The organism is Streptomyces sp. T12, from assembly GCF_028736035.1.
In the GTDB taxonomy this organism is placed as follows: Bacteria; Actinomycetota; Actinomycetes; order Streptomycetales; family Streptomycetaceae; genus Streptomyces.
This window is the reverse complement of sequence record NZ_CP117866.1, coordinates 1,960,579-1,982,516: the sequence shown is the minus strand read 5'-3', so window position 1 is coordinate 1,982,516 and position 21,938 is coordinate 1,960,579. Positions and strand designations below refer to the sequence as shown.

The following is a 21,938-nucleotide window of genomic DNA, read 5'->3' as shown; positions in this document are numbered from 1 at the left end:
TACGTATGACGAAGGGCGTTATACGTAAAACTTCGGTGGAGGGCGGCGCGGCTGATGACCGGCGCATACGTGGAGATCCTCAGGGCGAGGCATGCCACGCGGCTGCTCGTGGGCACGCTCGTGGGCCGGCTGCCGAACGCTGTCGCCGCGCTCGCCATCATGCTGTTCGTGCGCGCGGAGGGCGGTTCCTACAGCCTTGCCGGGGGGCTGGCGGCCGTGTACGGGGTCGCCAATGCCGTGGGTCAGCCGCTGCTGGGGCGGCTGGTGGACCTGTACGGCCAGCCGCGGGTGCAGCTGCCCGCCGCGGTCGCCTCGGCCCTGGCGATGGCCGCGTTCGCCTTCGTGGGCATCGACCCGCTGCCGCTCGCCTATGCGGCCGTGGCCGCCTCCGGGCTGTTCACACCGCCCCTGGAGGGCGGTCTGCGGGCGTTGTGGTCGTCGGTCCTCCACAAGGAGAGCCAGGTGCACGCGGCGTATGCGATGGACGCGGTGGCGCAGGAAGTCATGTTCACCGTCGGGCCGTTGCTGCTCACGCTGTGCACGTCGTTGTGGTCGGCGCAGGCGGCGCTGCTCGTCCTGAACGCCATCGGGGTGCTGGGCGCCCTTTCGGTGGTCGTGTCGCCGCCCTCGCGCGCGTGGCGGTCGGCACCGCGTGAGGCGCACTGGCTGGGGGCGCTGCGCTCGGCCGGGCTGGTGGCGCTCCTCGCCTCCTTCCTGTTCGTCGGGATGGCGATGGGGTCGATCGCGGTGGCGGCCGTGTCGTACGCGGACGACAACGGCGGTGACGCGGTGTACGGCTGGCTGATGGCAGGCCTGGGGCTGGGTGCGCTGATCGGTGGCGTGGTGTACGGGGCGCGGCAGTGGAGCGGGGAGCCGGCGCGGCGACTGCGCCTGCTGGTGGCGCTTCTGGCGGTGTGTTACCTGCCTCTGATGCTGATGCCGGGTGCGTTCGCGATGACTCTGCTGGCCGTACTCGCCGGTGTGTTCCTCGCCCCGTGCATCGCCTGTGCCTTCGTGCTGGTCGACCGGCACGCGCCGCGTGGGACGGTCACCGAGGCGTTCTCCTGGCTTGTCACGACCTTCACGGTGGGTGCGTCGGTGGGAACGGGTCTGGCGGGGCCGGTCGTCGAGGCGGGCGGGGCCCTGTGGGGGTTCGCCGTGCCGAGTGCCGCGGGGGCCGTGTCGTTGCTGGTCCTGCTGGCCACGGGGCGGGTCCTCGCAGCTCCCGCGAAGGGGGCGGTGGTTGCGGCTTCATCGGAAAATGATCCAAACCGTGCCGTCGAACCCCGTTTCAGCTCAGGGGATCGGGCGTAATGTTCAGTCATGGACCGCCGCATTTTCGGGCTGGAGAACGAGTACGGCGTCACGTGCACGTTCAGGGGACAGCGCCGCCTGTCGCCTGACGAGGTGGCGCGGTACCTCTTCCGCCGTGTCGTGTCATGGGGCCGCAGCAGCAATGTCTTTCTGCGAAACGGCGCCCGCCTGTATCTCGACGTGGGCTCACATCCGGAATACGCGACACCCGAATGTGACAACGTGACCGAACTGGTCACCCACGACAAAGCAGGCGAGCGCATTCTCGAAGGACTCCTGGTGGACGCCGAACGACGCCTGCACGAGGAAGGAATCGCGGGCGACGTCTACCTCTTCAAGAACAACACCGACTCGGCGGGCAACTCCTACGGCTGCCACGAGAACTATCTGGTGGCCCGGCACGGGGAGTTCTCCCGGCTCGCGGACATCCTCATTCCGTTCCTTGTCACGCGCCAGTTGCTGTGCGGTGCGGGCAAGGTGCTCCAGACCCCGCGTGGCGCCGTGTACTGCGTCAGCCAGCGGGCGGAGCACATCTGGGAGGGCGTCTCCTCGGCGACGACCCGCTCCCGGCCGATCATCAACACGCGCGACGAGCCGCACGCGGACGCCGAGCGCTACCGGCGCCTGCACGTCATCGTGGGCGACTCGAACATGTCCGAGACGACCATGCTGCTCAAGGTCGGCGCCACCGACCTGGTGCTGCGCATGATCGAGGCGGGCACGGTGATGCGCGACCTGACCCTGGAGAACCCGATCCGGGCGATCCGCGAGGTCAGCCACGACATCACGGGCCGCCGCAAGGTGCGCCTGGCCAGCGGCCGGGAGGCTTCCGCGCTGGAGGTGCAGCGCGAGTACTACGAGAAGGCCGTGGACTTCTGCGAGCGCCGCGGTATCCGCACCGGCACGGTCGAGCAGGTCCTGGAGCTGTGGGGCCGCACGCTGGACTCGATCGAGGCCGAGGACCTCGACCGGATCGGCACCGAGATCGACTGGGTCATGAAGTACAAGCTCATCGAGCGGTACCGGGCCAAGCACAACATGACCATGTCGCATCCGCGGGTCGCTCAGATAGACCTCGCCTACCACGACATCCACCGCCGTCGCGGCCTGTACTACCTGTTGGAGAGGAAGGGTCAAGCCGCGCGTATCTGCAACGACTTGAAGATCTTCGAGGGCAAGTCGGTTCCGCCGCAGACCACTCGGGCCCGGCTGCGCGGTGACTTCATCCGCAGGGCCCAGGAACAGCGCCGCGACTTCACCGTCGACTGGGTGCACCTGAAGCTCAACGACCAGGCGCAGCGCACAGTGTTGTGCAAGGACCCGTTCCGTTCGGTGGACGACCGCGTGGAGAAGCTGATCGCGGGAATGTGACCCCGGAATTGAGGAAACGGACCACGGGCCCCGTACGTTCTCGTACGGGGCCCGCCGCACGCCTTAGAGTGGCGGGCGACCACAGTGCCGTCTGAGATCTGAGGAACACGTGCGCCGAATTGCCGGCCTTCTCGTCGTGCCGCTGCTGCTGCTCTCCGCGGCGGCCTGCGGCAGCGACGACGACAAGGGCTCCGACTCCAGCTCCACCAAGAACGGAGTGCCCGCGATCACCAAGGGTGCCGAGTTCGGGCAGAAGCCGACCCTGGCCAAGGGGGAGGGCGATCCGCCGAAGGAGCTGAAGGTCGAGGTCATCAAGGAGGGGGACGGCGCCAAGCTCAAGAAGGGCGATGCCGCCGAGGTGAACTACCTCGGTCAGGAGTACGACGAGTCCGAGCCGTTCGACAACAGCTTCGACCGCGGCCAGCCCTTCTCGCTCACCCTGGGTGCGGGTGGCGTCATCCAGGGCTGGGAGAAGGGGCTGGAGGGCCAGAAGGTCGGCAGCCGGCTGGAGCTGGTGATCCCCCCGGACCTGGGGTACGGGGCGCAGGGTCAGGGTGACATCAAGGCGAACGCCACGCTGGTGTTCGTCGTGGACATCGTGAAGGGCACGACCATCCCCGCGTCGGCGAAGGGGACGGAGGTCGCGCAGGACAGCATCGACCTGCCGAAGGTCGGCACGAACACCGACGGCAAGGCACCGACGGTGACGATGCCGAAGGACAGCGACCCGCCGAAGAAGCTCGTCTCCAACTACGTGCTGGAGAGCGACGGCGCTGTCGTGAAGGGTACGGACACTGTGGTCGTGAACTACGTGGCCCTGCTCTGGGACGGCGGCAAGCAGTTCGACAGCACGTACAAGACGGGCAAGCCGGCGACGTTTCCGCTGGACCAGTTGTCGATCAAGGGGCTGAAGAACGGTCTCGTGGGCAAGAAGGCCGGCAGCCGGGTGCTGCTCGTGCTGCCGCCCGACCAGGCCCTCGGTGACCAGGAGCAGCAGGGCATTCCGAAGAACTCCACGCTGGTCTTCGCCCTCGACATCCTGGCCGTGATGTAAGACTGGGCAGGTTGCCCATTCAGTCATCGCGCATGACATACGTACCAATAGGAGTCACTGCAGTGAGCATCGACAAGCCCGAGATCGACTTCCCGGGCGGCGAGCCCCCGGCGGACCTCGAGATCAAGGACATCTGGGAGGGCGACGGCGCGGTTGCGCAGGCGGGCCAGACCGTCACCGTCCACTACGTGGGTGTCGCTTTCAGCACGGGTGAGGAGTTCGACGCCAGCTGGAACCGTGGCACGCCGTTCCGCTTCCCGCTGGGTGGCGGCCGCGTCATCAAGGGCTGGGACCAGGGTGTGCAGGGCATGAAGGTCGGCGGTCGCCGCCAGCTGACCATCCCGGCCCACCTCGCCTACGGCAACCAGAGCCCCACCCCGGCGATCAAGCCCGGCGAGACCCTGATCTTCGTGGTCGACCTGCTCGGTGTCTGATCGTCGCGTCTGACGGCGTATGACTGATCGGCGTACGACCGGACACGACTACCTGGGGCCCATGCCTGTCCGGGCATGGGCCCTCGGCTTTTGCCACGCCACCGCGGGGCGGTACGGTCATCGGTCGTAAGCACCATAGGGGAGGCGAAGGGCGTCGATGGCCATTGCCAAGGCCGAGCGGCTCATGAACCTGGCGCTGTGTCTGCTCGGGACGCGGCGGCCGCTGAGCAAGCGTGAGCTGCGTGAGTCCATCGAGGCCTACCTGGAGGCCGGCTCCGACGACTCCTTCAACCGGATGTTCGAGCGCGACAAGGACGACCTGCGCGAACTCGGGCTGGTCATCGAGACCGTGGAGAACCTCGACGGCGAGGTCGGCTATCTGGCCCGCCGCGACAGCAACCGCCTGCCGCCCATCACCCTCGACGCCGAGGAGGCCGCCGCCCTGGGCCTGGCGGCCAAGGTGTGGCAGCAGGCCCGGCTCGCGGGCGCGGCCAGCGGCGCCCTGCAGAAGCTGCGCGCGGCCGGGTTGCCCGAGGACTTCGACCCGTATGAGGCGCACGGTGCGCTGGAGCCGCGTATTCCGGTGCACGAGGCGGCGTTCGAGCCGCTGATGCTGGCCTGCCGGGATCGGCGTCCGGTCGCTTTCGACTACCGCAAGGCCACCGCCGCCCGCCCCGAACCCCGGCATGTCGAGCCGTGGGCGCTGGAGTGCTGGCGCGGCCACTGGTATCTCGCGGGCTGGGACCGCGACCGTGGCGCCGAGCGGGTGTTCCGGCTGTCCCGGATCACCGGCAAGGTCCGCAGCCGCAGTGGCCGCTTCACGGCCGAGGTCCCCGATGTCGTCACCGTGCGGGAGACCGTGGCGAGCTGGGCGGGGGAGACCGCCGACCGCTCCGCGTCGATCCGGCTGCGTACGGGCGCCGGGTACCCCCTTCGGGCGAAGGCCACCTCGGTGCGGGAACTCGGGGACGGCTGGGACGAGTTGGAGATTCCGTACGGCCACGGGCTGGATGCCTGGCTGGTCGAGTTCGGGCCGGATGTGGTGGTCCTGGAGCCCGCGGAGCTGCGGGCCGACGTGGTGGACCGGCTGCGTGCCGTGGCCAAGGGCTGAGGGGGAGCGGAGCGACACAGTGGCAGGCAAACCGGTTCGGCCCGTCAACGCCATCGACCAGACCAGGCGGATGCTCTCCCTGGTGACGTATCTCAGGGAGCGCCCCGGCGCCCGCGTCGAGGACGTCGCGCGCGCCTTCGGCATCTCCGAGGACGAGCTGGTCTCCGACCTCGACGTGCTGCCCATGTGCGGCACCAGCTTCCGCGGCGGCGACCTGCTCGACATCGACACCGACGGCGAGCGCATCTGGTGGCACAACCCCGACGACGTCGCCGAGCCGTTGCGGATCGCCGCCGACGAGGCGACCGCGCTGCTGGTGGCCGCCCGGGCCGTGTCCACGCTGCCGGGACTGCGCGAGAGCGACCGGCAGGCACTGCTGCGGGCGACCGCCAAGGTGGAGACCGCGTCCGGGGAGGCGGCCGGCGCCAGCTCCCGGCTGTCGGTGACCTTCGAGTCCGAGGGCGGTGTCTTCGCCGACGTCGACCGTGCGATCTCCGAGCGGCGCCGGCTGTGGATCCGCTACTACTCGCCGGCCCGCGACGAGGTCACCGAGCGCGAGATCGACCCCATCCGCCTGGTCAGCGTCGGCCACACCTATGTCGAGGCCTGGTGCCGTCGCTCCGAGGCGCGCCGCACCTTCCGGCTCGACCGGGTCGCCGAGATCAAGATCCTGGACGAGCCGTCCGCGCCGCCCGAGGTCGAGCTGCGCGACCTGTCCGAGGGGCTGGTGCAGCCCGCCGCGGAAGATCCGGAGGTCGTCGTCGAGGTCGGCCCGGGCGGACGCTGGGTCGCCGAGTACTACCCGCACGACAGCGCGGATGAGCTTGCGGACGGCGGTCTGCGTATCACCCTGCGCACCCCCGAGCCCGCGTCGCTGCGGCGCCTGGCGCTACGGCTCGGGCGCGACGGCCGTATCGTCTCGCCGCCCGAGCTGGCCGACAGTGCCCGGCAGGCGGCCCGCGAGGCGCTGGCGGCGTACGACGGGGTCGAGGTGCAGGGCGCTCACGGGGCGCACCGGCTTCACGACGGGCAGTAGGGCATGCGGTTCCACAGGCAGTGCGACAGGCAGGAGCGAGGGCTTTGAGCGAGTCGGCGACGTCTGGTGCGGTGGGAATGTCGGTGGCGTCCGCGTTCGCCGGGATGAGAAGCGTGGCTCCGGTGGTGTTCAAGGCGGGCTGCCCGGACTGCCGGGGTCGTTTCGAGCTCGCCGCGAGCGCCCTGCGCCTCGCCATCGGCGCGACCAGCCGTACGACCTTCTACTCCTTCACCTGCCCCGACTGTGGCGCCTCCGTTCGCAAGCCGGCCGGGGAGCGGATCGTCGAGCTGCTGACGGGCGGCGGGGTCAGCACCCTGCGGCTGCACTCCACGCTGTAGGACGGTCTAGGCTCGGCGTCATGTTCTGGCCGATGTTCGCGGTAGCTGTGGGTTTTCTGGGTCTCGCCGTGCTCGGCGTGCTCGCCGTGCGGGTCTCCCTTGAGGCGCAGCGCCTCGGCAGGCAGGTCACGGACTCCGCGCGACGCATCAGCAGGGCGGCCGAGGATCTGGAGCGGGCGAGTATGAGCGCGGCCCGGGCTGTGGACTCGCTGTAGTGCGTCCAAGTATTGGGTGTGAGTCCTGCGCCGCATGCGTTTTGGGCCACTTCGCCCTGTCAACTTGACGGTCCGGACAGGTACGCTGCTGGTCGCGGCCCGGAGAACGAGGCCCGGTCCGCGGACAGGGAGTACGCACGGGGATTGCCTGACGTTTACCCCTGAGCGTTACGATCGCTGGCAACACGACCGTTCGGACACATGTCCGACCGGTCGTACAGCACCCCACCACAGCCGCCTCGGTGAGAAGGTAAAGACTTATGTTCGGAAGGCTCGGAGCCCCCGAGATCATTCTCATCCTCGTCGTCATCATCCTGCTGTTCGGCGCGAAGAAGCTTCCGGACATGGCGCGCTCGCTCGGCAAGTCCGCCCGGATCCTGAAGAGCGAGGCCAAGGCGATGAAGGACGAGGGCAAGACCACCGCCCCGGCCGACCCGCCGAACAACACCGACGAGCAGCCCCCGGCGCAGCGCATCATCCAGGCCGCCCCCGGCGACGCGACGAACGCACGCCCGGTCAACGAGCCGACGGACACCACCAAGCGCTGACGCAGGGCCGGTGACCTCCGGCCCGCTGCACGAGATGGGAACGTGGGTTGCTGAAGTCTGCCCGCAAAGAGGAGAAGGATCCCGAGGGGCGGATGCCCCTCGCGGAGCACCTTCGTGAGCTCCGCAACCGGCTCGCGAAAGCACTGCTCGCGATCGTCGTCGTCACGGTCATTGCCGCCTTCTTCTATCAGGACATCATCAACTTCTTCACCAAGCCGGTCCTTGAATCGGTCGGCTGCCCGAAGTCGTTCGAGGAACTGGCCAAGACGGCGCGCGACGAGAATCCGTGCGCGCAGATCACGATCAACGGTCTGCTCGCGCCGTTCACGCTGGCCCTGAAGGTGTCCCTGATGGCCGGTGTCGTTCTGGCCGCGCCGGTCTGGTTGTACCAGCTGTGGGCCTTCGTCGCCCCCGGCCTGCACAAGCACGAGCGGAGGTACGCCTACGCGTTCGTGGCCACCGGCTTTCCGCTGTTCCTCGCCGGTGCCTTCTTCGCCTACAAGGTGCTGCCCACGACCGCCGACGTCCTGATCGAGTTCACACCGTTCGGCGTCGACAACCTGCTGCCGCTCGACGATCTGCTCGACCTCGTCACGCGCATGGTCATCGTCTTCGGTCTCTCCTTCGAACTGCCCCTGCTGCTGGTGATGCTCAACTTCACGGGCGCCATCACCGGTAAGCGCATGCTCGGCTGGTGGCGCGGCATGATCATGGGCATCACGGTGTTCGCGGCGATCGCGACGCCGAGCACCGACCCGCTGACGATGATGGCCCTCGCCGGACCGATCTGGATCCTGTACTTCGGGGCGGTCGCCGTCTCCCTGGTCAACGACCGCCGCAGGCGCCGTCGCGAGGAGATGGGCCCCGCCGACGACGAGGCCTCCGACCTGGACCTGACCCCCGAGGACATCGGCGACGTCGAGACCGTCTCCGCCAGCCGGGCGCTGCCCGAGCAGGCCGGCACCGACCGGGTCAACGGCTACGACGACGTCACCTGAGAGGCGATCCCCTCAGATCCTGAGAGGCGGTTTTCAGGGATCCGAGGGACAGTGCGGCCGGGGCGCCTGCGGGGCGCGCCCGGCCGCTTCCGTTTCGCGGCCGTGAGCTGCGCGGATCCCGGGTCTGCGGAGTGCGGATCCGGATAATGATCGTCCTGTTGTCAGTGGCGCCCGGTACGCTCGAAAGCACGATGACAGAGGACCTCTCACCGGCCGAGCGGTATGCGGCAGCACGCAGGCGCGCTGCCGAGCAGGCCACCGCGCTCGCCTCCTTCCGCGAGATGTACGACTTCGGCCTCGACCCCTTCCAGATCGAGGCCTGCCAGGCACTCGAGGCGGGGAAGGGCGTACTGGTGGCCGCGCCCACCGGCTCCGGCAAGACGATCGTGGGCGAGTTCGCCGTCCACCTCGCCCTGATGCAGGGCAAGAAGTGCTTCTACACGACGCCCATCAAGGCGCTGTCGAACCAGAAGTACGCCGACCTGTGCCGCCGTTACGGGGACGGCATGGTCGGTCTGCTCACCGGCGACAACAGCATCAACTCCGACGCCCCGGTGGTCGTGATGACCACCGAGGTGCTGCGGAACATGCTGTACGCCGGGTCGCAGACCCTCCTCGGCCTCGGCTATGTGGTCATGGACGAGGTGCACTACCTCTCCGACCGCTTCCGCGGCGCCGTATGGGAAGAGGTGATCATCCACCTTCCCGAGTCGGTCACCCTCGTCTCGCTGTCGGCGACCGTGTCGAACGCCGAAGAGTTCGGCGACTGGCTCGACACCGTCCGCGGCGACACCGAGGTGATCGTCTCCGAACACCGGCCCGTGCCGCTGTTCCAGCACGTGCTCGCCGGGCGGCGGATGTACGACCTGTTCGAGGAGGGGGAGGGCCACAAGAAGGCCGTCAACCCCGACCTCACCCGGCTGGCCCGGATGGAGGCCCAGCGCCCGTCGTTCCAGGACCGCAGACGCGGGCGCGCGATGCGCGAGGCCGACCGGGAGCGGGAGCGCAGAGCGCGGTCCCGGGTGTGGACGCCGGGGCGTCCCGAGGTCATCGAGCGGCTCGACGCCGAGGGCCTGCTGCCCGCCATCACCTTCATCTTCAGCCGGGCCGCCTGTGAGGCCGCCGTACAGCAGTGCCTGTACGCGGGACTGAGGCTGAACGACGAGGAGGCGCGGGAAAAGGTGCGCGCCCTCGTCGAGGAGCGCACCGCCGCCATCCCGACCGAGGATCTGCACGTCCTCGGCTACTACGAGTGGCTGGAAGGTCTGGAGCGCGGTATAGCCGCCCACCACGCGGGCATGCTGCCGACGTTCAAGGAGGTCGTCGAGGAGCTGTTCGTCCGCGGCCTGGTGAAGGCCGTGTTCGCCACGGAGACGCTGGCGCTGGGCATCAACATGCCCGCCCGGTCGGTGGTGTTGGAGAAGCTCGTCAAGTGGAACGGCGAGCAGCATGCCGACATCACGCCGGGTGAGTACACGCAGTTGACCGGTCGTGCGGGGCGGCGAGGCATCGACGTCGAGGGCCACGCCGTGGTGCTGTGGCAGCGTGGGATGAGCCCCGATCACCTGGCCGGGCTCGCGGGGACGCGTACCTATCCGCTGCGGTCCAGCTTCAAGCCGTCGTACAACATGGCGGTCAACCTGGTCGAGCAGTTCGGGCGGCACCGCTCGCGCGAGCTGCTGGAGACGTCCTTCGCGCAGTTCCAGGCCGACAAGTCGGTCGTCGGGATCTCGCGGCAGGTGCAGCGCAACGAGGAGGGGCTCGACGGTTACAAGGAGTCCATGACCTGCCACCTCGGGGACTTCGAGGAGTACGCGCGACTGCGTCGCGAACTCAAGGACCGCGAGAACGAGTTGGCCAAGCAGGGTGCGGCCCAGCGGCGCGCCGAGGCCGCCGTCGCGCTGGAGAAGCTCAAGCCGGGTGACGTCATCCATGTACCGACGGGCAAGTACGCCGGTCTCGCGCTGGTGCTGGACCCCGGGCTGCCGGCCGGGCGGTCCAACGGCCACCGCGGCTTCGAGCAGCACGACGGCCCGCGCCCGCTGGTCCTGACCGCCGAACGGCAGGTCAAGCGGCTGGCGTCGATGGACTTCCCGGTGCCCGTCGAGGCGTTGGAGCGGATGCGGATCCCGAAGTCCTTCAACCCACGCTCCCCGCAGTCCCGTCGGGACCTCGCGTCCGCGCTGCGCACCAAGGCCGGGCACATTCCGCCCGACCGGCACCGCAAGCGGCGCTCCCAGGCGGCCGACGACCGCGAGATCGAGCGGCTGCGCAAGGCCCTGCGCGCCCACCCCTGCCACGGCTGCAACGACCGGGAGGACCACGCCCGCTGGGCCGAGCGCTACCACCGGCTGCTGCGGGACACCTCGCAGCTGGAGCGCCGTATCGAAGGCCGCACGAACACGATCGCGCGCACCTTCGACCGCATCGTCGCGCTGCTGACCGAGCTGGACTATCTGCGCGGCGACGAGGTCACCGAGCACGGCAAGCGGCTCGCGCGGCTGTACGGCGAACTCGACCTGCTGGCCAGCGAGTGCCTGCGGGAGCGGGTCTGGGAGGGCCTCGGCCCGGCCGAACTGGCCGCCTGTGTCTCGGCGTTGGTGTACGAGGCGCGGGTCGGGGACGATGCGATGGCGCCGAAGCTGCCTTCGGGCAAGGCCAAGGCCGCGCTCGGTGAGATGGTCCGGATCTGGGGGCGGCTGGATGCCCTTGAGGAGGACTTCCGGATCACCCAGAGCGAAGGGGTCGGGCAGCGTGAACCCGACCTGGGCTTCGCCTGGGCTGCCTATATGTGGGCCAGCGGCAAGGGGCTCGATGAGGTGCTGCGTGAGGCGGAGATGCCGGCGGGTGACTTCGTGCGGTGGTGCAAGCAGGTGATCGACGTGCTGGGGCAGATCTCGGCGGCGTCTCCTGTGGAAGGGTCGACTGTGGCGAAGAGTGCGCGGAAGGCCGTTGAGGGGTTGCTGCGGGGAGTTGTCGCCTACTCGTCGGTGGGGTGAGGTGTGGGGCGGGTACGGGGAGCGTCGTGGCTTGTCGCGCAGTTCCCCGCCCCGCGCCCCTTAGGCGTGCACTCGTCGTCTCTCAAGCGGTACGGGTGAGGATCACCAGTTGCCGGGTCGCGCGCGTCATCGCCACGTAGCGGTCCACTGCGCCTGCGATGCCCTCGCCGAACGTCTCCGGGGCGATGAGCACCACCAGGTCGAACTCCAGCCCCTTCGACAGCTCCGGGGTCAGTGACTGGACCCGGTCCGTCGGGCGGAACGTGGGGTCGCCGATGACGCAGGCGGTGCCCTCGGAATGCGTGGCGAGCCACGTGTCCAGGATCGAGTCGAGGTCCGACACGGAGCCGTGGGCGACGGGGACGCCGCCGCTGCGGATGGACGTCGGCACGTTGGCGTCGGGGAGCGCGGCCCGGATGACCGGCTCGGCCTCCGTCATGATCTCTTCCGGCGTCCGGTAGTTGATGCTCAGGGCGGCCAGGTTGATCCGGTCGAGCCCGATCCGCTCCAGCCGTTCCTGCCACGACTCCGTGAAGCCGTGCCGGGCCTGGGCGCGGTCCCCGACGATGGTGAAGCTGCGGGACGGGCAGCGCAGCAGCAGCATCTGCCACTCCGCGTCGGTCAGTTCCTGAGCCTCGTCCACGACGACGTGCGCGAACGGGCCGGCGAGCAGGTCCGGTTCGGTCGTGGGCAGCTCGGACTCGTCGACCAGGTTGCGCTGGAAGTCCGCTCGGCGCAGCTGCGTCATGAGGCCCTCACCGTCGGCATCGGCCGCGATCAGGTTGTCGACGACCTGCGCCATACGTTCGCGCTGGGCGGCGAGGGCCGCCTCCTGCCGGCGCCTTCGCCGTGACGCCGCCGGGTCGCCGAGCCGCTGCCGTGCCGCGTCCAGGAGCGGCAGATCGGACACCGTCCAGGCCTGGGCGTCCGCACGCTGCAGCCTCCGTATCTCGTCGCGGCCGAGCCAGGGGGCGCACAGGCGCAGGTAGGCGGGAACCGACCACAGGTCCCCGACGAGGTCGGCGGCTTCGATCAGCGGCCACGCGCGGTCGAACGTCGTCAGCAGCTCCCTGTCCTGCAGCAGCGACTTGCGGAGCAACTCGGGCGAGACGTCGCCGTCGTGCTTGTCCATCAGGATCGCGAGCAGTTCCTCCCAGATCAGGTCACGTGCCTCGTTGTGCGGAATACCGGGTTCCGCGGCTTCGAACGCCTCGGCCCAGTCGTCGGCGCTCAGCCAGATGTCGGACCAGTGGGTGGTGACCGTCATCCCCTTGGCGGGCGGCTCCTCGTAGAACCTGGCGGCCGTCTCGATCGCCTTCACCAGATCCGCCGACGACTTCAGACGGGCCACCTCCGGGTCGGCCTCCGCCGTCGCCGCGGCGCCCTCGGCGACGAGGTCGCGCAGGGTGCAGGTCTGCACGCCCTCCTCACCGAGGCTCGGCAGGACATCGGCGACGTAGGCGAGGTAGGGCCGGTGCGGGCCGACGAACAGCACGCCGCCGCGACGGTGACCGAGGCGCGGGTCGGAGTAGAGGAGGTAGGCGGAGCGGTGCAGGGCGACGACGGTCTTGCCCGTGCCGGGACCGCCGTCCACGACGAGAGCGCCGCGCGAACCCGCGCGGATGATGGCGTCCTGGTCGGCCTGGATGGTGCCGAGCACGTCTCGCATCCGTGCCGACCGGTTGCTGCCCAGGCTCGCGACGAAGGCGGACTGGTCGTCGAGCGCGGCGTGCCCGGCAAGCCCGTCCGCGGTGAACACCTCGTCCCAGTAGTCGCTGATCCGGCCGCCGCTCCAGCGATACCTGCGGCGGCTCGCCAGGCCCATCGGGTTGCCGTGCGTGGCTCCGAAGAACGGCTCGGCCGCGGGGGAGCGCCAGTCGATCAGCAGCCGGCGGCCCGTGCTGTCGGTGAGGCCGAGCCGTCCGACGTACAGGGGCTCGGAGTCGTCCGCGCCGACCATGCGTCCGAGGCACAGGTCCAGACCGAAGCGGCGCAGTGCGCGCAGGCGAGCGGTCAGCCGGTGGATCTCCGCGTCCCGGTCCATCGCCTGCCGGCCCGCGCCGCCGGGTGCCCTGCGCTCGGCGGCGAGACGGTCGGTCAGCTCGGCGATCGACTGCTCCAGACACTCCGCGATGGCCACGAAGTGCTGCTCGTCGTCGGCGATCAGCGTCGGGTCGGCCTTGGCGGAGAGGCGGTCGGGAAGGGCGAACGCGCTGGTGGTCAGGGGGTGATTCAAGGCATCAGCTCCGAAATGAGGTCGCTTGCGACCGTGCGCATGGCAAGGCGTCTGGACCGGCGTGACGAACTTCGCCGGTTCGCGAGTTCCGTGCTCTGTGCTCTGTGTTCTGTGCTCTGGGTCCCTGCTCCGTGCTTTGTGCTCTGAGTTCTGGCTCGGCGGTCCCGCGCGTTCACGCGGGACCGGGCGGCGCCCTATCGGCTGATCTCGTCGAGCAGCAGCTTCGCGGCCACCGTCGCCCCGTCCGTGCGGACCTCGTCGGCCACGGCGGTCGCCCGTGCACGGGTCTGAGGGGTCAGGGCCGTCTTCAGCGCGGCCGACAGGGACTCGAAGGTCGGCGTCGGACCGTCGTGTGCCGCGCCGATGCCCAGCTCGGCGACCCGGCCGGCCCAGTACGGCTGGTCGGCCATCTGGGGCACCACCACCTGTGGCGCACCGGCCCGGGCGGCCGTCGTCGTCGTGCCCGCCCCGCCGTGGTGGACCACGGCGGCCACCCGGCCGAACAGCGCCTGCTGGTTGACCTCGCCGACGGCGAAGCAGTCGTCCTGGTCGTCGATCAGTGTCAGGTCGGCCCAGCCGCGCCCGACGAGTACGCGGTGCCCCTGCGCGCGCACCGCCTCGATGGCCGCCCGGGAGACGTCCTGCGCGTCGCGCAGGGGGATGCTGCCGAAGCCCACGTAGACCGGGGGCGCGCCCGCGTCCAGGAACGCCTCCAGATCGGCCGGGAGCGGTCGTTGGTCCGGCCGGATCCAGGCGCCGGTCTGCACCACGTCGAGATCCGCCGGCTCCGGCCACGGGGCCAGGACCGGGTCCGCCGCCAGCAACGGCCGGTCGGACAGGACGTGGTCGCGGATGTTGTTCACCGGCGGCAGGCCGATCGAGGCCCGGTGGTCGTTGACCGCGTCACCGAACAGCGCGTTCAGACTCTCGGTGTTCAGGTCCCACAGCACCCGGTTGTCGGTCACGTCCGGCGGGAGCGGCCGGCCCGGCCATTCGAGCGGCGGGTGGTGCGGCGACGGCAGGTAGGACGGGAAGTAGGACACGAACACATACGGGATGCCCAGCTTCTCGGCCACCGCCCGCCCGGCGGCCCCGGCCGGAAGTGAGCCGGTCGCCACCAGCACGTCACAGCCCTCGGCCACCGGGGCGACCGCGTCGTACGTCGAGGCGACCAACTCGGCCGCGCGCTGGGGCAGGGTCTTCGCCGGCATCGGCGCCGTCCCGGTCACCGCCCCCTTCGTCATCGCACGCACGGGCCAGCCGATCGGCACCAGCGGCAGGCCGAAACCCTCCAACAGCTCCTCGAAGTCCGGCGGCGCGCACATCTGCACCTCCGCGCCGAGCGCCCGCAGCCGCACCGCGAGTCCCACCATCGGTTCGACGTCCCCGCGCGACCCATACGTCATCAACAGCACACGCACTTTGTGAATCCCCCATTACCGCAGGTCTTTGGCCTAGGCCGATGATTGTGCGGTACGACGGGGGCCTTGCCGCAAGCCCCCCGGTGCGCTATAAGTTGAACATGGCAAGGAGTCGGTGACCTCCTTGCCTTCGCTGTTTCTCGGAGCCTTCGCCGTTCTCGGGACCCGACGTCAGGAGCGGCCGCCCCCGAGGTACGCCCGCCAGCCCCCGTACGACGTGATGTCCTCGGCGTCCGTGAGGGCCGCCGGCTCGCACAGGAACCCGGGGACATGGCTGCCGTCCGCCAGCTCCACGCGCCCCAGGGCCATCGGGCGGGGCAGCTGAGCGAGAAGCCGGCCGAGCCCCTCCGCCGGGAGCCGCCACACCTCGGCCTCGATCGCGGCCCCACCCTCGCCGAGACCGACGTGGACCAGGCCCGGCTTGGGCGGGGTCGTGGACAGGGCGTGCAGGCGGTACACGGGGGCCGTGGCGGTCGTACGGTCGAATCGGGCGCCCAGGGACAGCAGCTGCGGGTTGAGGGGCTGGTCGCAGAGGTGGGCGCCGACCACGGCGAGAGGGACCTCCGGGCGGAGCAGCCCGGCGATCCTCGCGAGCCGTTCGTCCGTGAACGCCGGGCCGATCAGCATCACGCCGAAGGGCAGGCCGTTCACCTCACCGGCCGGGACGGCGGCCGCAGCCAGGTCGAAGAGGTTCGTGGAGTTGGTGAAGCGGCCGAGGCGGGCGTTGGCCCCCAGCGGGTCGGCGGCCACCTCGGCCAGGGTGGGGTGGCCGGGTGTGGTGGGGAGCAACACGGCGTCCACGTCGGCGAGTTCGGCCTCGGCCCGGGCGCGCAGGGCGGCCAGCCGGTCCTGGTCCGCGAAGAGCCGGTGGGCCGGGATGTCGCGGGCGCGGGCGATGATGCCGGCGACGGTGGGGTCGAGGGTGTCGTCGCCCGCCGCCATCGCCTTGTCGACAAAACTCCCCACGGCCGTGTAGCGCTCGGCGACGAAGGCACCCTCGTAGAGCATGGCGGCGGCTTCGGTGAAGGGGGTGAGGTCGAGAGTGCGGATCTCGGCACCCGCGGCGGTGAGCTGCCGTACGGCTGCCTCGTAGGCCTGGGCCCAGCCCTCGTCCAGGTCGCCGAGCCGGTCCGTCGGCGGGACCGCGATGCGCCATGGCCCCGGTGTGCGCTGGGGGAGCGGAGGCAGGGCGCGGCCGGGCGGGGACGCCATGAACGACAGTGCCTGCTCGGCCTCCGGCAGCGTCCGCGCGAACACCGTCACACAGTCGATGGACGCACAGGCCGGGACGACGCCCTCCGTCGGGACCAGACCCCGGGTGGGCTTGAGGCCGACGATGCCGTTGAAGGCGGCGGGAACCCGGCCCGAGCCGGCCGTGTCCGTGCCGAGCGCGAAGTCGACGACGCCGAGCGCCACCGCGACGGCCGAGCCGGCGCTGGAGCCGCCGCTGATCCTGGCCGGATCATGGGCGTTACGGACCGCGCCGTACGGAGAGCGGGTGCCGACCAGGCCCGTGGCGAACTGGTCCAGGTTCGTGGTGCCGAGCACGATGGCACCGGCCGCGCGCAGGCGGGCGACGACCGGGGCGTCGGCTTCGGGGACGTAGGCGTACGACGGGCAGCCCGCGGTCGTGGGCAGGCCGCCGACGTCGATGTTGCCCTTCGCTGCGAACAGGCGCCCCGCCAGGGGGAGTCGCTTCCCGCCCGTCACGCGGTCGTCGATCAGCCGGGCCTCCGCCTCGGCCTCCTCGCGTGGGCGCAGGTCGATCCAGATCTCGGGGCGGTCCACGGCCTCGATGCGGGCGTAGGCGGCGCGGACGCGGGCGAGGGCGGTGGACATGCGGTGCTCCTTGACTGTCAACTCATCAACTCACGGATCCGGCAGTGGAGTCGGCGGCCGGCGCGAGGACCACCAAGGGTGTCCCCGCCTCGACCTGGTCACCGGGCCTGGCAAGGATCTGTGCGACCACGCCGTCGATCGGCGCGTGCACCCTGGACTCCATCTTCATCGCCTCCAGGGCGAGCAGCGGCTGTCCGGCGCTCACCTCGTCACCCGACCGGACGTTCACCTGCCACACCGACGCGGCGAACTCCGCCTCCACCAGCCGCCCGCCGGCCGGGACGGCCACCTCGACCGCCGGTGCGGCCGGCGCCGGCGCCTGGTCCGCCCGCGCGAACTCGCCGGCCGCCTCCCACGCGTCCCGTTCCGCCGCGAAGGCGGCCTGCTGCCGGGCCCGGAACTCCGCGATCGCCTCGGCGTTCTCGGCCAGGAAAGCCTGGTACTCCGCAAGCGAGAAGGTGCCCTCCTCGATGCGCGGCACGAACCGCCCGGACGTGATGTCCGCCCGTAGCTCCACAAGCTCCTCGGCGCCCACCGGATACCACCTGATCCGGTCGAAGAACCGCAGCAGCCAGGGCGACCCCGGCTCGAACGCCCCGCGCTGCTGCCACCCCGACCACACCTGGGTCGTACGGCCCACGAACTGGTAGCCGCCGGGCCCCTCCATGCCGTAGATGCACAGATAGGCCCCGCCGATGCCGACCGAGTTCTCCGCCGTCCAGGTGCGCGCCGGGTTGTACTTGGTGGTCACCAGACGGTGCCGCGGATCCAGCGGGGTCGCGACCGGGGCGCCCAGGTACACATCGCCCAGCCCCAGGACCAGGTACTCCGCGTCGAAGACCGTGCGGTAGACGTCCTCGACCGATTCCAGGCCGTTGACGCGGCGGATGAACTCGATGTTCCACGGGCACCAGGGCGCGTCGTCGCGTACGCCCGCCATGTAGCGGGCGATGGCCTCGCGGGTGGCCGGGTCGTCCCAGGAGAGGGGGAGGTGGACGGTGCGGGACGGGACGACGAGCTCGTCGGTGGGTGGCAGGGCGGCGACCGTCTCCCGTACCTCGGCGAGGAGTTCGTGCTGCGGCAGCCGGGCCGGGTCCGTCTGGATCTGGAGGGAGCGGATGCCCGGGGTCAGATCGCTGATCCCGTCCCGGCCCGCCTCGGCCACCGCCTCCATCAGCGCGTGGACGCGCATGCGCAGGGCCAGGTCCAGCTGCATGGGCCCGAACTCGACCAGCAGATTGTCGTCACCGCTGCGGCGGTACGTCACGTCGCCGTCCCGCGCCAGCACCCCGCCGTCGACGATCTCCGGGCGCGCCGAGCCGTCGGCCTGCACGGGCATGAACCGCACCGTGTCGCCCGGCCGCAGCTGCCCCAGCTTCCAGCGCTCGCCGCTGATCACCGTCGCCGGGCACACGAACCCGCCAAGCGACGGGCCGTCCGGGCCGAGCAGCACCGGCATGTCGCCGGTGTAGTCGACGGCGCCGACGGAGTACGGGGTGTCGTGGATGTTGGACGGGTGCAGGCCCGCCTCACCGCCGTCGGCGCGTGCCCAGCGCGGCCGGGGACCTATGAGCCGTATGCCGGTCCGCGCCGAGTTGAAGTGGACCTTCCAGTCGGCGGCGTAGAAGTCGCGGATGTCGTCCTCGGTGAAGAACTCCGGTGCGGCGTGCGGTCCTTCGACTGCCTTGATGTGCCATACGGCACCGAAGGAGGGGCGGGCGGGCAAGGGAACCGGTGTCCCCTCGGTGACCGCCCCGCCGTGCAGTACGTCGCCCGTCCGCAGCGCGCGTCCGCCGTGCCCGCCGAACCTGCCGAGCGTGAATGTGCTCGCGCTGCCCAGGAAGGCGGGGACGTCGAGACCGCCCGCGACCAGGACATACGTCCGCAGGCCGTGCTCGGCCGGCGCTCCGACCTCCAGTACGGCCCCCGCCGGCACCGTCACCGGCTCCCACTGGGCCATCGCCGTACCGTCGACCGTGACCGGGGCCGGGGCGCCCGTCACGCACACGGTGGTGGGGTGCGTGAACCGCAACGTCGGTCCCTGGAGCGTGCATTCGAGACCTGGCGCGCCCTCGTGGTTGCCCAAGGCGCGGTTGCCGAGCCGGAAGGACAGGTCGTCCATCGGGCCGCACGGCGGCACGCCGACCTGCCAGTGGCCGGTGCGGCCCGGCCAGTCCTGCACGGTGGTGAGGGTGCCGCCGGTGAGGACCTCGATGCGGGGCGTCGGGTCGGGCACGGTCGCGAGGGTCGCCGTCGAGTGGGCGGCGGCCAGGAAGTCCGGGTTCGCCAGCGCCGCCCGCACCAGGCCGAGGTTCGTCTCGATGCCGTCGATGCGGGTGCGGGCCAGCGCCTCGTCCAGCCGTTCCAGCGCGTGCGCGCGGTCGGGGCCGTACGCGACGATCTTCGCGAGCATCGGGTCGTACGCCGTCGTCACCTCGGTGCCCGTCTCGACCCAGCCGTCCACTCGCACGCCGTGCGGGAACTCCACTCGCGTCAACAGGCCCGCGCTGGGCCGGTGTTCGCGGGTCGGGTCCTCGGCGTAGAGGCGGGCCTCGACGGCGTGGCCGCGCGGTGGGCCGGGCTCGTGGACGACGTCGCGCTCGCCGCGCGCCAGGCGCAGCATCCAGGCGACCAGGTCGACGCCGTAGATCTCCTCGGTGACCGGGTGCTCCACCTGGAGGCGGGTGTTGACCTCCAGGAAGTAGGCCTCCTCGCGGACGGCGTCGTACACGAACTCGACGGTTCCGGCCGAGCGGTAGCCGACGGAGGCGCACAAGTCACGGGCGGAGAGCGCGAGTTGCTCGCGTATGCGAGCGGGGAGCCCGGGTGCCGGGGCCTCCTCCACCACCTTCTGGTGGCGCCGTTGCAGCGTGCAGTCCCGGTCGCCGAAGGTGACCACCCTGCCGTCGCCGTCGCCGAAGACCTGCACCTCGACATGGCGGGCCCGCTCGACGAGCCGCTCCAGGAAGACGCCGGCGGAGGAGAAGGAGGCGGCGGCGACCCGCTGCACCCGCTCCCAGGCCCCGGTCAGTTCATCGGCGCAGCGACATGCCGACATGCCGATACCGCCTCCGCCGCCGGTCGCCTTGAGCATGACGGGATAGCCGACGGCCTGGGCTGCTTCGAGTGCCTCGGCGAGTGACCCCAGCAGTCCGGTCCCCGGTGCCAGCGGTACGCCCGCCGCCTCGGCCGCCGCCCGCGCCGTGTGCTTGGCCCCGAACAGCTCCAACTGCTCGGGCGTCGGCCCCACGAACACGATCCCGGCCTCCTCGCACCGCCGGGCGAACGCCGCGTCCTCGGACAGGAAGCCGTAGCCGGGGTGGATCGCCCCGGCCCCGCTGTCCTTGGCCGCCTTGAGGACCAGGTCGGCGTCGAGGTACGACTCCTTGGCGGGTGCCGGGCCGAGCCGTACGGCCGTGTCGGCGAGCCGGACGTGCGGCGCCGAGCGGTCCGCGTCGGAGTACCCGGCCACGGTGCGCAGGCCCAGTTCGCGGGCCGTACGGATGATGCGGACGGCGACCTCGCCCCGGTTGGCGACGAGCAGCGTGTCGAAGCTCATGCGCCGCCCGCCCCGGCTCCGTGGCCCGCCCCGGTGATCGTCATCTCCACTGCCGTCGGGTCGAAGCCGTTGCAGGGGTTGTTGATCTGGGGGCAGTTGGAGACGAGGACGAGGACGTCGCGCTCGGCGCGCACGGTCAGGGACAGACCCGGTGCCGAGATGCCGTCGACGATGCCGAGGGTGCCGTCCTTCTCGACCGGCACGTTCATGTACCAGTTGATGTTGGAGACGAGGTCGCGCTTGCCGAGGCCGTACTTGGCGCCCTCGGCGAGGAAGTTGTCCACGCACGCGTGCTGCGACCAGGTGTGGTGGCCGTACCGGAGGGTGTTCGACTCCTTGGAGCAGGCGCCGCCGACGGTGTCGTGCCGGCCGACCTCGTCGGCGACGACGGTCATCAGCGGGGTGTGCTCGTTGGACATGAGCACGCTTGACGTGGTGAGGAAGATGCCGCCCTGCGCCTGGACCGTGTCGGGCGCGCTGTAGCGGACGGACGTGTCGTGGGCGTCGTACACGAGGAAGTCGACGGCCTGGTTGCCGTGCAGATCGGTGATGGTGAGCCACTCGCCCTCGCGGACGACGGACGACCAGGGGGCGCGGGCCGGAACGACGGAAGTGGTCGTGGTCGTGCTCATGCGAGCCCCCTCGCGGCAAGGAATTCGGCGGTGTTGAGGAAGGCGCGGCGGCCCTCGGGAGTGGCGTCCCACAGGGGGGCGTCGGGGCCGGTCGGGGCCGCGCGCCAGGCGAGCACCTCCAGCGGGGTGCTGACGTACGCGGCGCGGGGGTCGGCCGGATGCGGCACGTTGGCGATCAGCACGGTCACGTCCTGCTCGGCGCGCAGGGTCACGCTGCCGCCCGGCCCGGTCGAGCCGGTGAAGTCGAGGGTGCCGTCCTCGCGCACCTCCACGCCCTGGAAGAAGGACAGGGACGGCGGCAGATCCCTGGGCTCGAGGCCGTTCTTCGCGGCGGCCAGCTTGAACAGTTCGCGGCCGGCGGGGGAGGGGGACTGCGGGCTGCCGTCGCCGTAGCGCTCGGTGTTGCGTACGAGGGTGGAGGTGCCGCACAGCGCGTCGTGCCGGCCGGAGGTGTCGGTGACGACGGAGGCGAGCACGCGGCCCTGGTCGGACAGCAGGAGTCGGCTCTCGCCGAGGTAGGCGTTCCACTGGACCTTGACCGTGTCGGCGACGTTCAGCCGCTCCCAGGGGCGGTCAGCCACGTACAGCAGCAGATGCGCGCAGGCGTCGCCGCGCAGATCGGTCAGCCGCAGCTCCGTGCCGCGGGCGAGCACCTTGTGCGTGTAGTTGCCGCCCGCCACCGTCTCCGCCCACACCAGCCGCCCCGCCTGACCGGGCGGCGCCGCCCAGTCCTGGGCCGGCACGACGGGCATGGCCTCGGCCCGGCTCCCCTCCTGGGCGCGGGCATGGTCACGGGCTCCGTACGTGGTCTCTGTCGCCATTCGCGGGACCTC

General features: G+C 70.8%; 17 protein-coding genes. 11 read left to right on the top strand and 6 right to left on the bottom strand.

Annotation, left to right across the window (positions count from 1 at the left end):
* The first annotated feature begins 54 nt into the window (after nucleotides 1–54).
* From PBV52_RS08745 to PBV52_RS08695, 11 genes are all read left to right on the top strand, one after another.
* Nucleotides 55–1,314 carry an MFS transporter gene (locus PBV52_RS08745; RefSeq protein ID WP_274237718.1) on the top strand — a complete coding sequence of 420 codons (1,260 nt, stop codon included), beginning with the start codon at nucleotides 55–57 and terminating at the stop codon, nucleotides 1,312–1,314.
* Between the two features lie 9 nt (nucleotides 1,315–1,323).
* Nucleotides 1,324–2,685, top strand: coding sequence for a Pup--protein ligase (pafA, locus tag PBV52_RS08740; RefSeq protein ID WP_127181046.1), 1,362 nt, complete (start codon nucleotides 1,324–1,326; stop codon nucleotides 2,683–2,685).
* Nucleotides 2,686–2,794: 109 nt separating this feature from the next.
* Nucleotides 2,795–3,739 (top strand): FKBP-type peptidyl-prolyl cis-trans isomerase, encoded by a 945-nt coding sequence (locus PBV52_RS08735; protein ID WP_274237717.1) that lies wholly within the window; start codon nucleotides 2,795–2,797, stop codon nucleotides 3,737–3,739.
* Nucleotides 3,740–3,801: 62 nt separating this feature from the next.
* The gene (locus PBV52_RS08730) at nucleotides 3,802–4,173 is read left to right on the top strand and encodes an FKBP-type peptidyl-prolyl cis-trans isomerase (protein WP_030053355.1); all 372 of its coding nucleotides are present in this window, start codon (nucleotides 3,802–3,804) and stop codon (nucleotides 4,171–4,173) included.
* 157 nt (nucleotides 4,174–4,330) lie between these two features.
* Nucleotides 4,331–5,284: a YafY family protein gene (locus tag PBV52_RS08725; protein ID WP_274237715.1), complete on the top strand. Its 954-nt coding sequence runs from the start codon at nucleotides 4,331–4,333 to the stop codon at nucleotides 5,282–5,284.
* A gap of 19 nt (nucleotides 5,285–5,303) precedes the next feature.
* Complete coding sequence (locus PBV52_RS08720; RefSeq protein ID WP_274237714.1) at nucleotides 5,304–6,320, top strand: YafY family protein; 1,017 nt, start codon at nucleotides 5,304–5,306, stop codon at nucleotides 6,318–6,320.
* A 44-nt stretch (nucleotides 6,321–6,364) separates the two neighbouring features.
* Nucleotides 6,365–6,658, top strand: a complete 294-nt coding sequence (locus PBV52_RS08715) for a hypothetical protein (protein WP_274237713.1) — start codon at nucleotides 6,365–6,367, stop codon at nucleotides 6,656–6,658.
* A gap of 20 nt (nucleotides 6,659–6,678) precedes the next feature.
* Nucleotides 6,679–6,873 carry a hypothetical protein gene (locus PBV52_RS08710; RefSeq protein WP_274237712.1) on the top strand — a complete coding sequence of 65 codons (195 nt, stop codon included), beginning with the start codon at nucleotides 6,679–6,681 and terminating at the stop codon, nucleotides 6,871–6,873.
* A 260-nt stretch (nucleotides 6,874–7,133) separates the two neighbouring features.
* Nucleotides 7,134–7,421 (top strand): Sec-independent protein translocase subunit TatA, encoded by a 288-nt coding sequence (gene tatA, locus PBV52_RS08705; RefSeq protein ID WP_274237710.1) that lies wholly within the window; start codon nucleotides 7,134–7,136, stop codon nucleotides 7,419–7,421.
* Between the two features lie 47 nt (nucleotides 7,422–7,468).
* Nucleotides 7,469–8,419 carry a twin-arginine translocase subunit TatC gene (tatC, locus tag PBV52_RS08700; protein WP_274237709.1) on the top strand — a complete coding sequence of 317 codons (951 nt, stop codon included), beginning with the start codon at nucleotides 7,469–7,471 and terminating at the stop codon, nucleotides 8,417–8,419.
* A 146-nt stretch (nucleotides 8,420–8,565) separates the two neighbouring features.
* On the top strand, nucleotides 8,566–11,418 hold the full coding sequence (locus PBV52_RS08695) for an RNA helicase (RefSeq protein ID WP_274237708.1): 2,853 nt from the start codon (nucleotides 8,566–8,568) through the stop codon (nucleotides 11,416–11,418).
* Between the two features lie 82 nt (nucleotides 11,419–11,500).
* Here PBV52_RS08695 and helR read toward each other — a convergent pair whose 3' ends face one another.
* The 6 genes from helR to PBV52_RS08665 form a co-directional block, all read right to left on the bottom strand.
* Complete coding sequence (gene helR, locus PBV52_RS08690) at nucleotides 11,501–13,654, bottom strand: RNA polymerase recycling motor ATPase HelR (protein ID WP_274237707.1); 2,154 nt, start codon at nucleotides 13,652–13,654, stop codon at nucleotides 11,501–11,503.
* 194 nt (nucleotides 13,655–13,848) lie between these two features.
* A complete protein-coding gene (locus PBV52_RS08685) occupies nucleotides 13,849–15,075 on the bottom strand; it encodes a glycosyltransferase (protein WP_274237706.1) in 1,227 nt (408 codons plus the stop codon).
* A gap of 171 nt (nucleotides 15,076–15,246) precedes the next feature.
* A complete protein-coding gene (gene atzF, locus PBV52_RS08680) occupies nucleotides 15,247–16,914 on the bottom strand; it encodes an allophanate hydrolase (RefSeq protein ID WP_274237704.1) in 1,668 nt (555 codons plus the stop codon).
* 25 nt (nucleotides 16,915–16,939) lie between these two features.
* Nucleotides 16,940–20,473 (bottom strand): 5-oxoprolinase/urea amidolyase family protein, encoded by a 3,534-nt coding sequence (locus PBV52_RS08675; protein WP_274237703.1) that lies wholly within the window; start codon nucleotides 20,471–20,473, stop codon nucleotides 16,940–16,942.
* Nucleotides 20,470–21,105, bottom strand: coding sequence for an urea amidolyase associated protein UAAP2 (locus PBV52_RS08670; RefSeq protein WP_274237702.1), 636 nt, complete (start codon nucleotides 21,103–21,105; stop codon nucleotides 20,470–20,472). Before PBV52_RS08670 ends, PBV52_RS08675 begins: the two co-directional genes overlap by 4 nt.
* Complete coding sequence (locus PBV52_RS08665) at nucleotides 21,102–21,926, bottom strand: urea amidolyase associated protein UAAP1 (RefSeq protein ID WP_274237701.1); 825 nt, start codon at nucleotides 21,924–21,926, stop codon at nucleotides 21,102–21,104. Before PBV52_RS08665 ends, PBV52_RS08670 begins: the two co-directional genes overlap by 4 nt.
* Nucleotides 21,927–21,938: the final 12 nt, after the last annotated feature.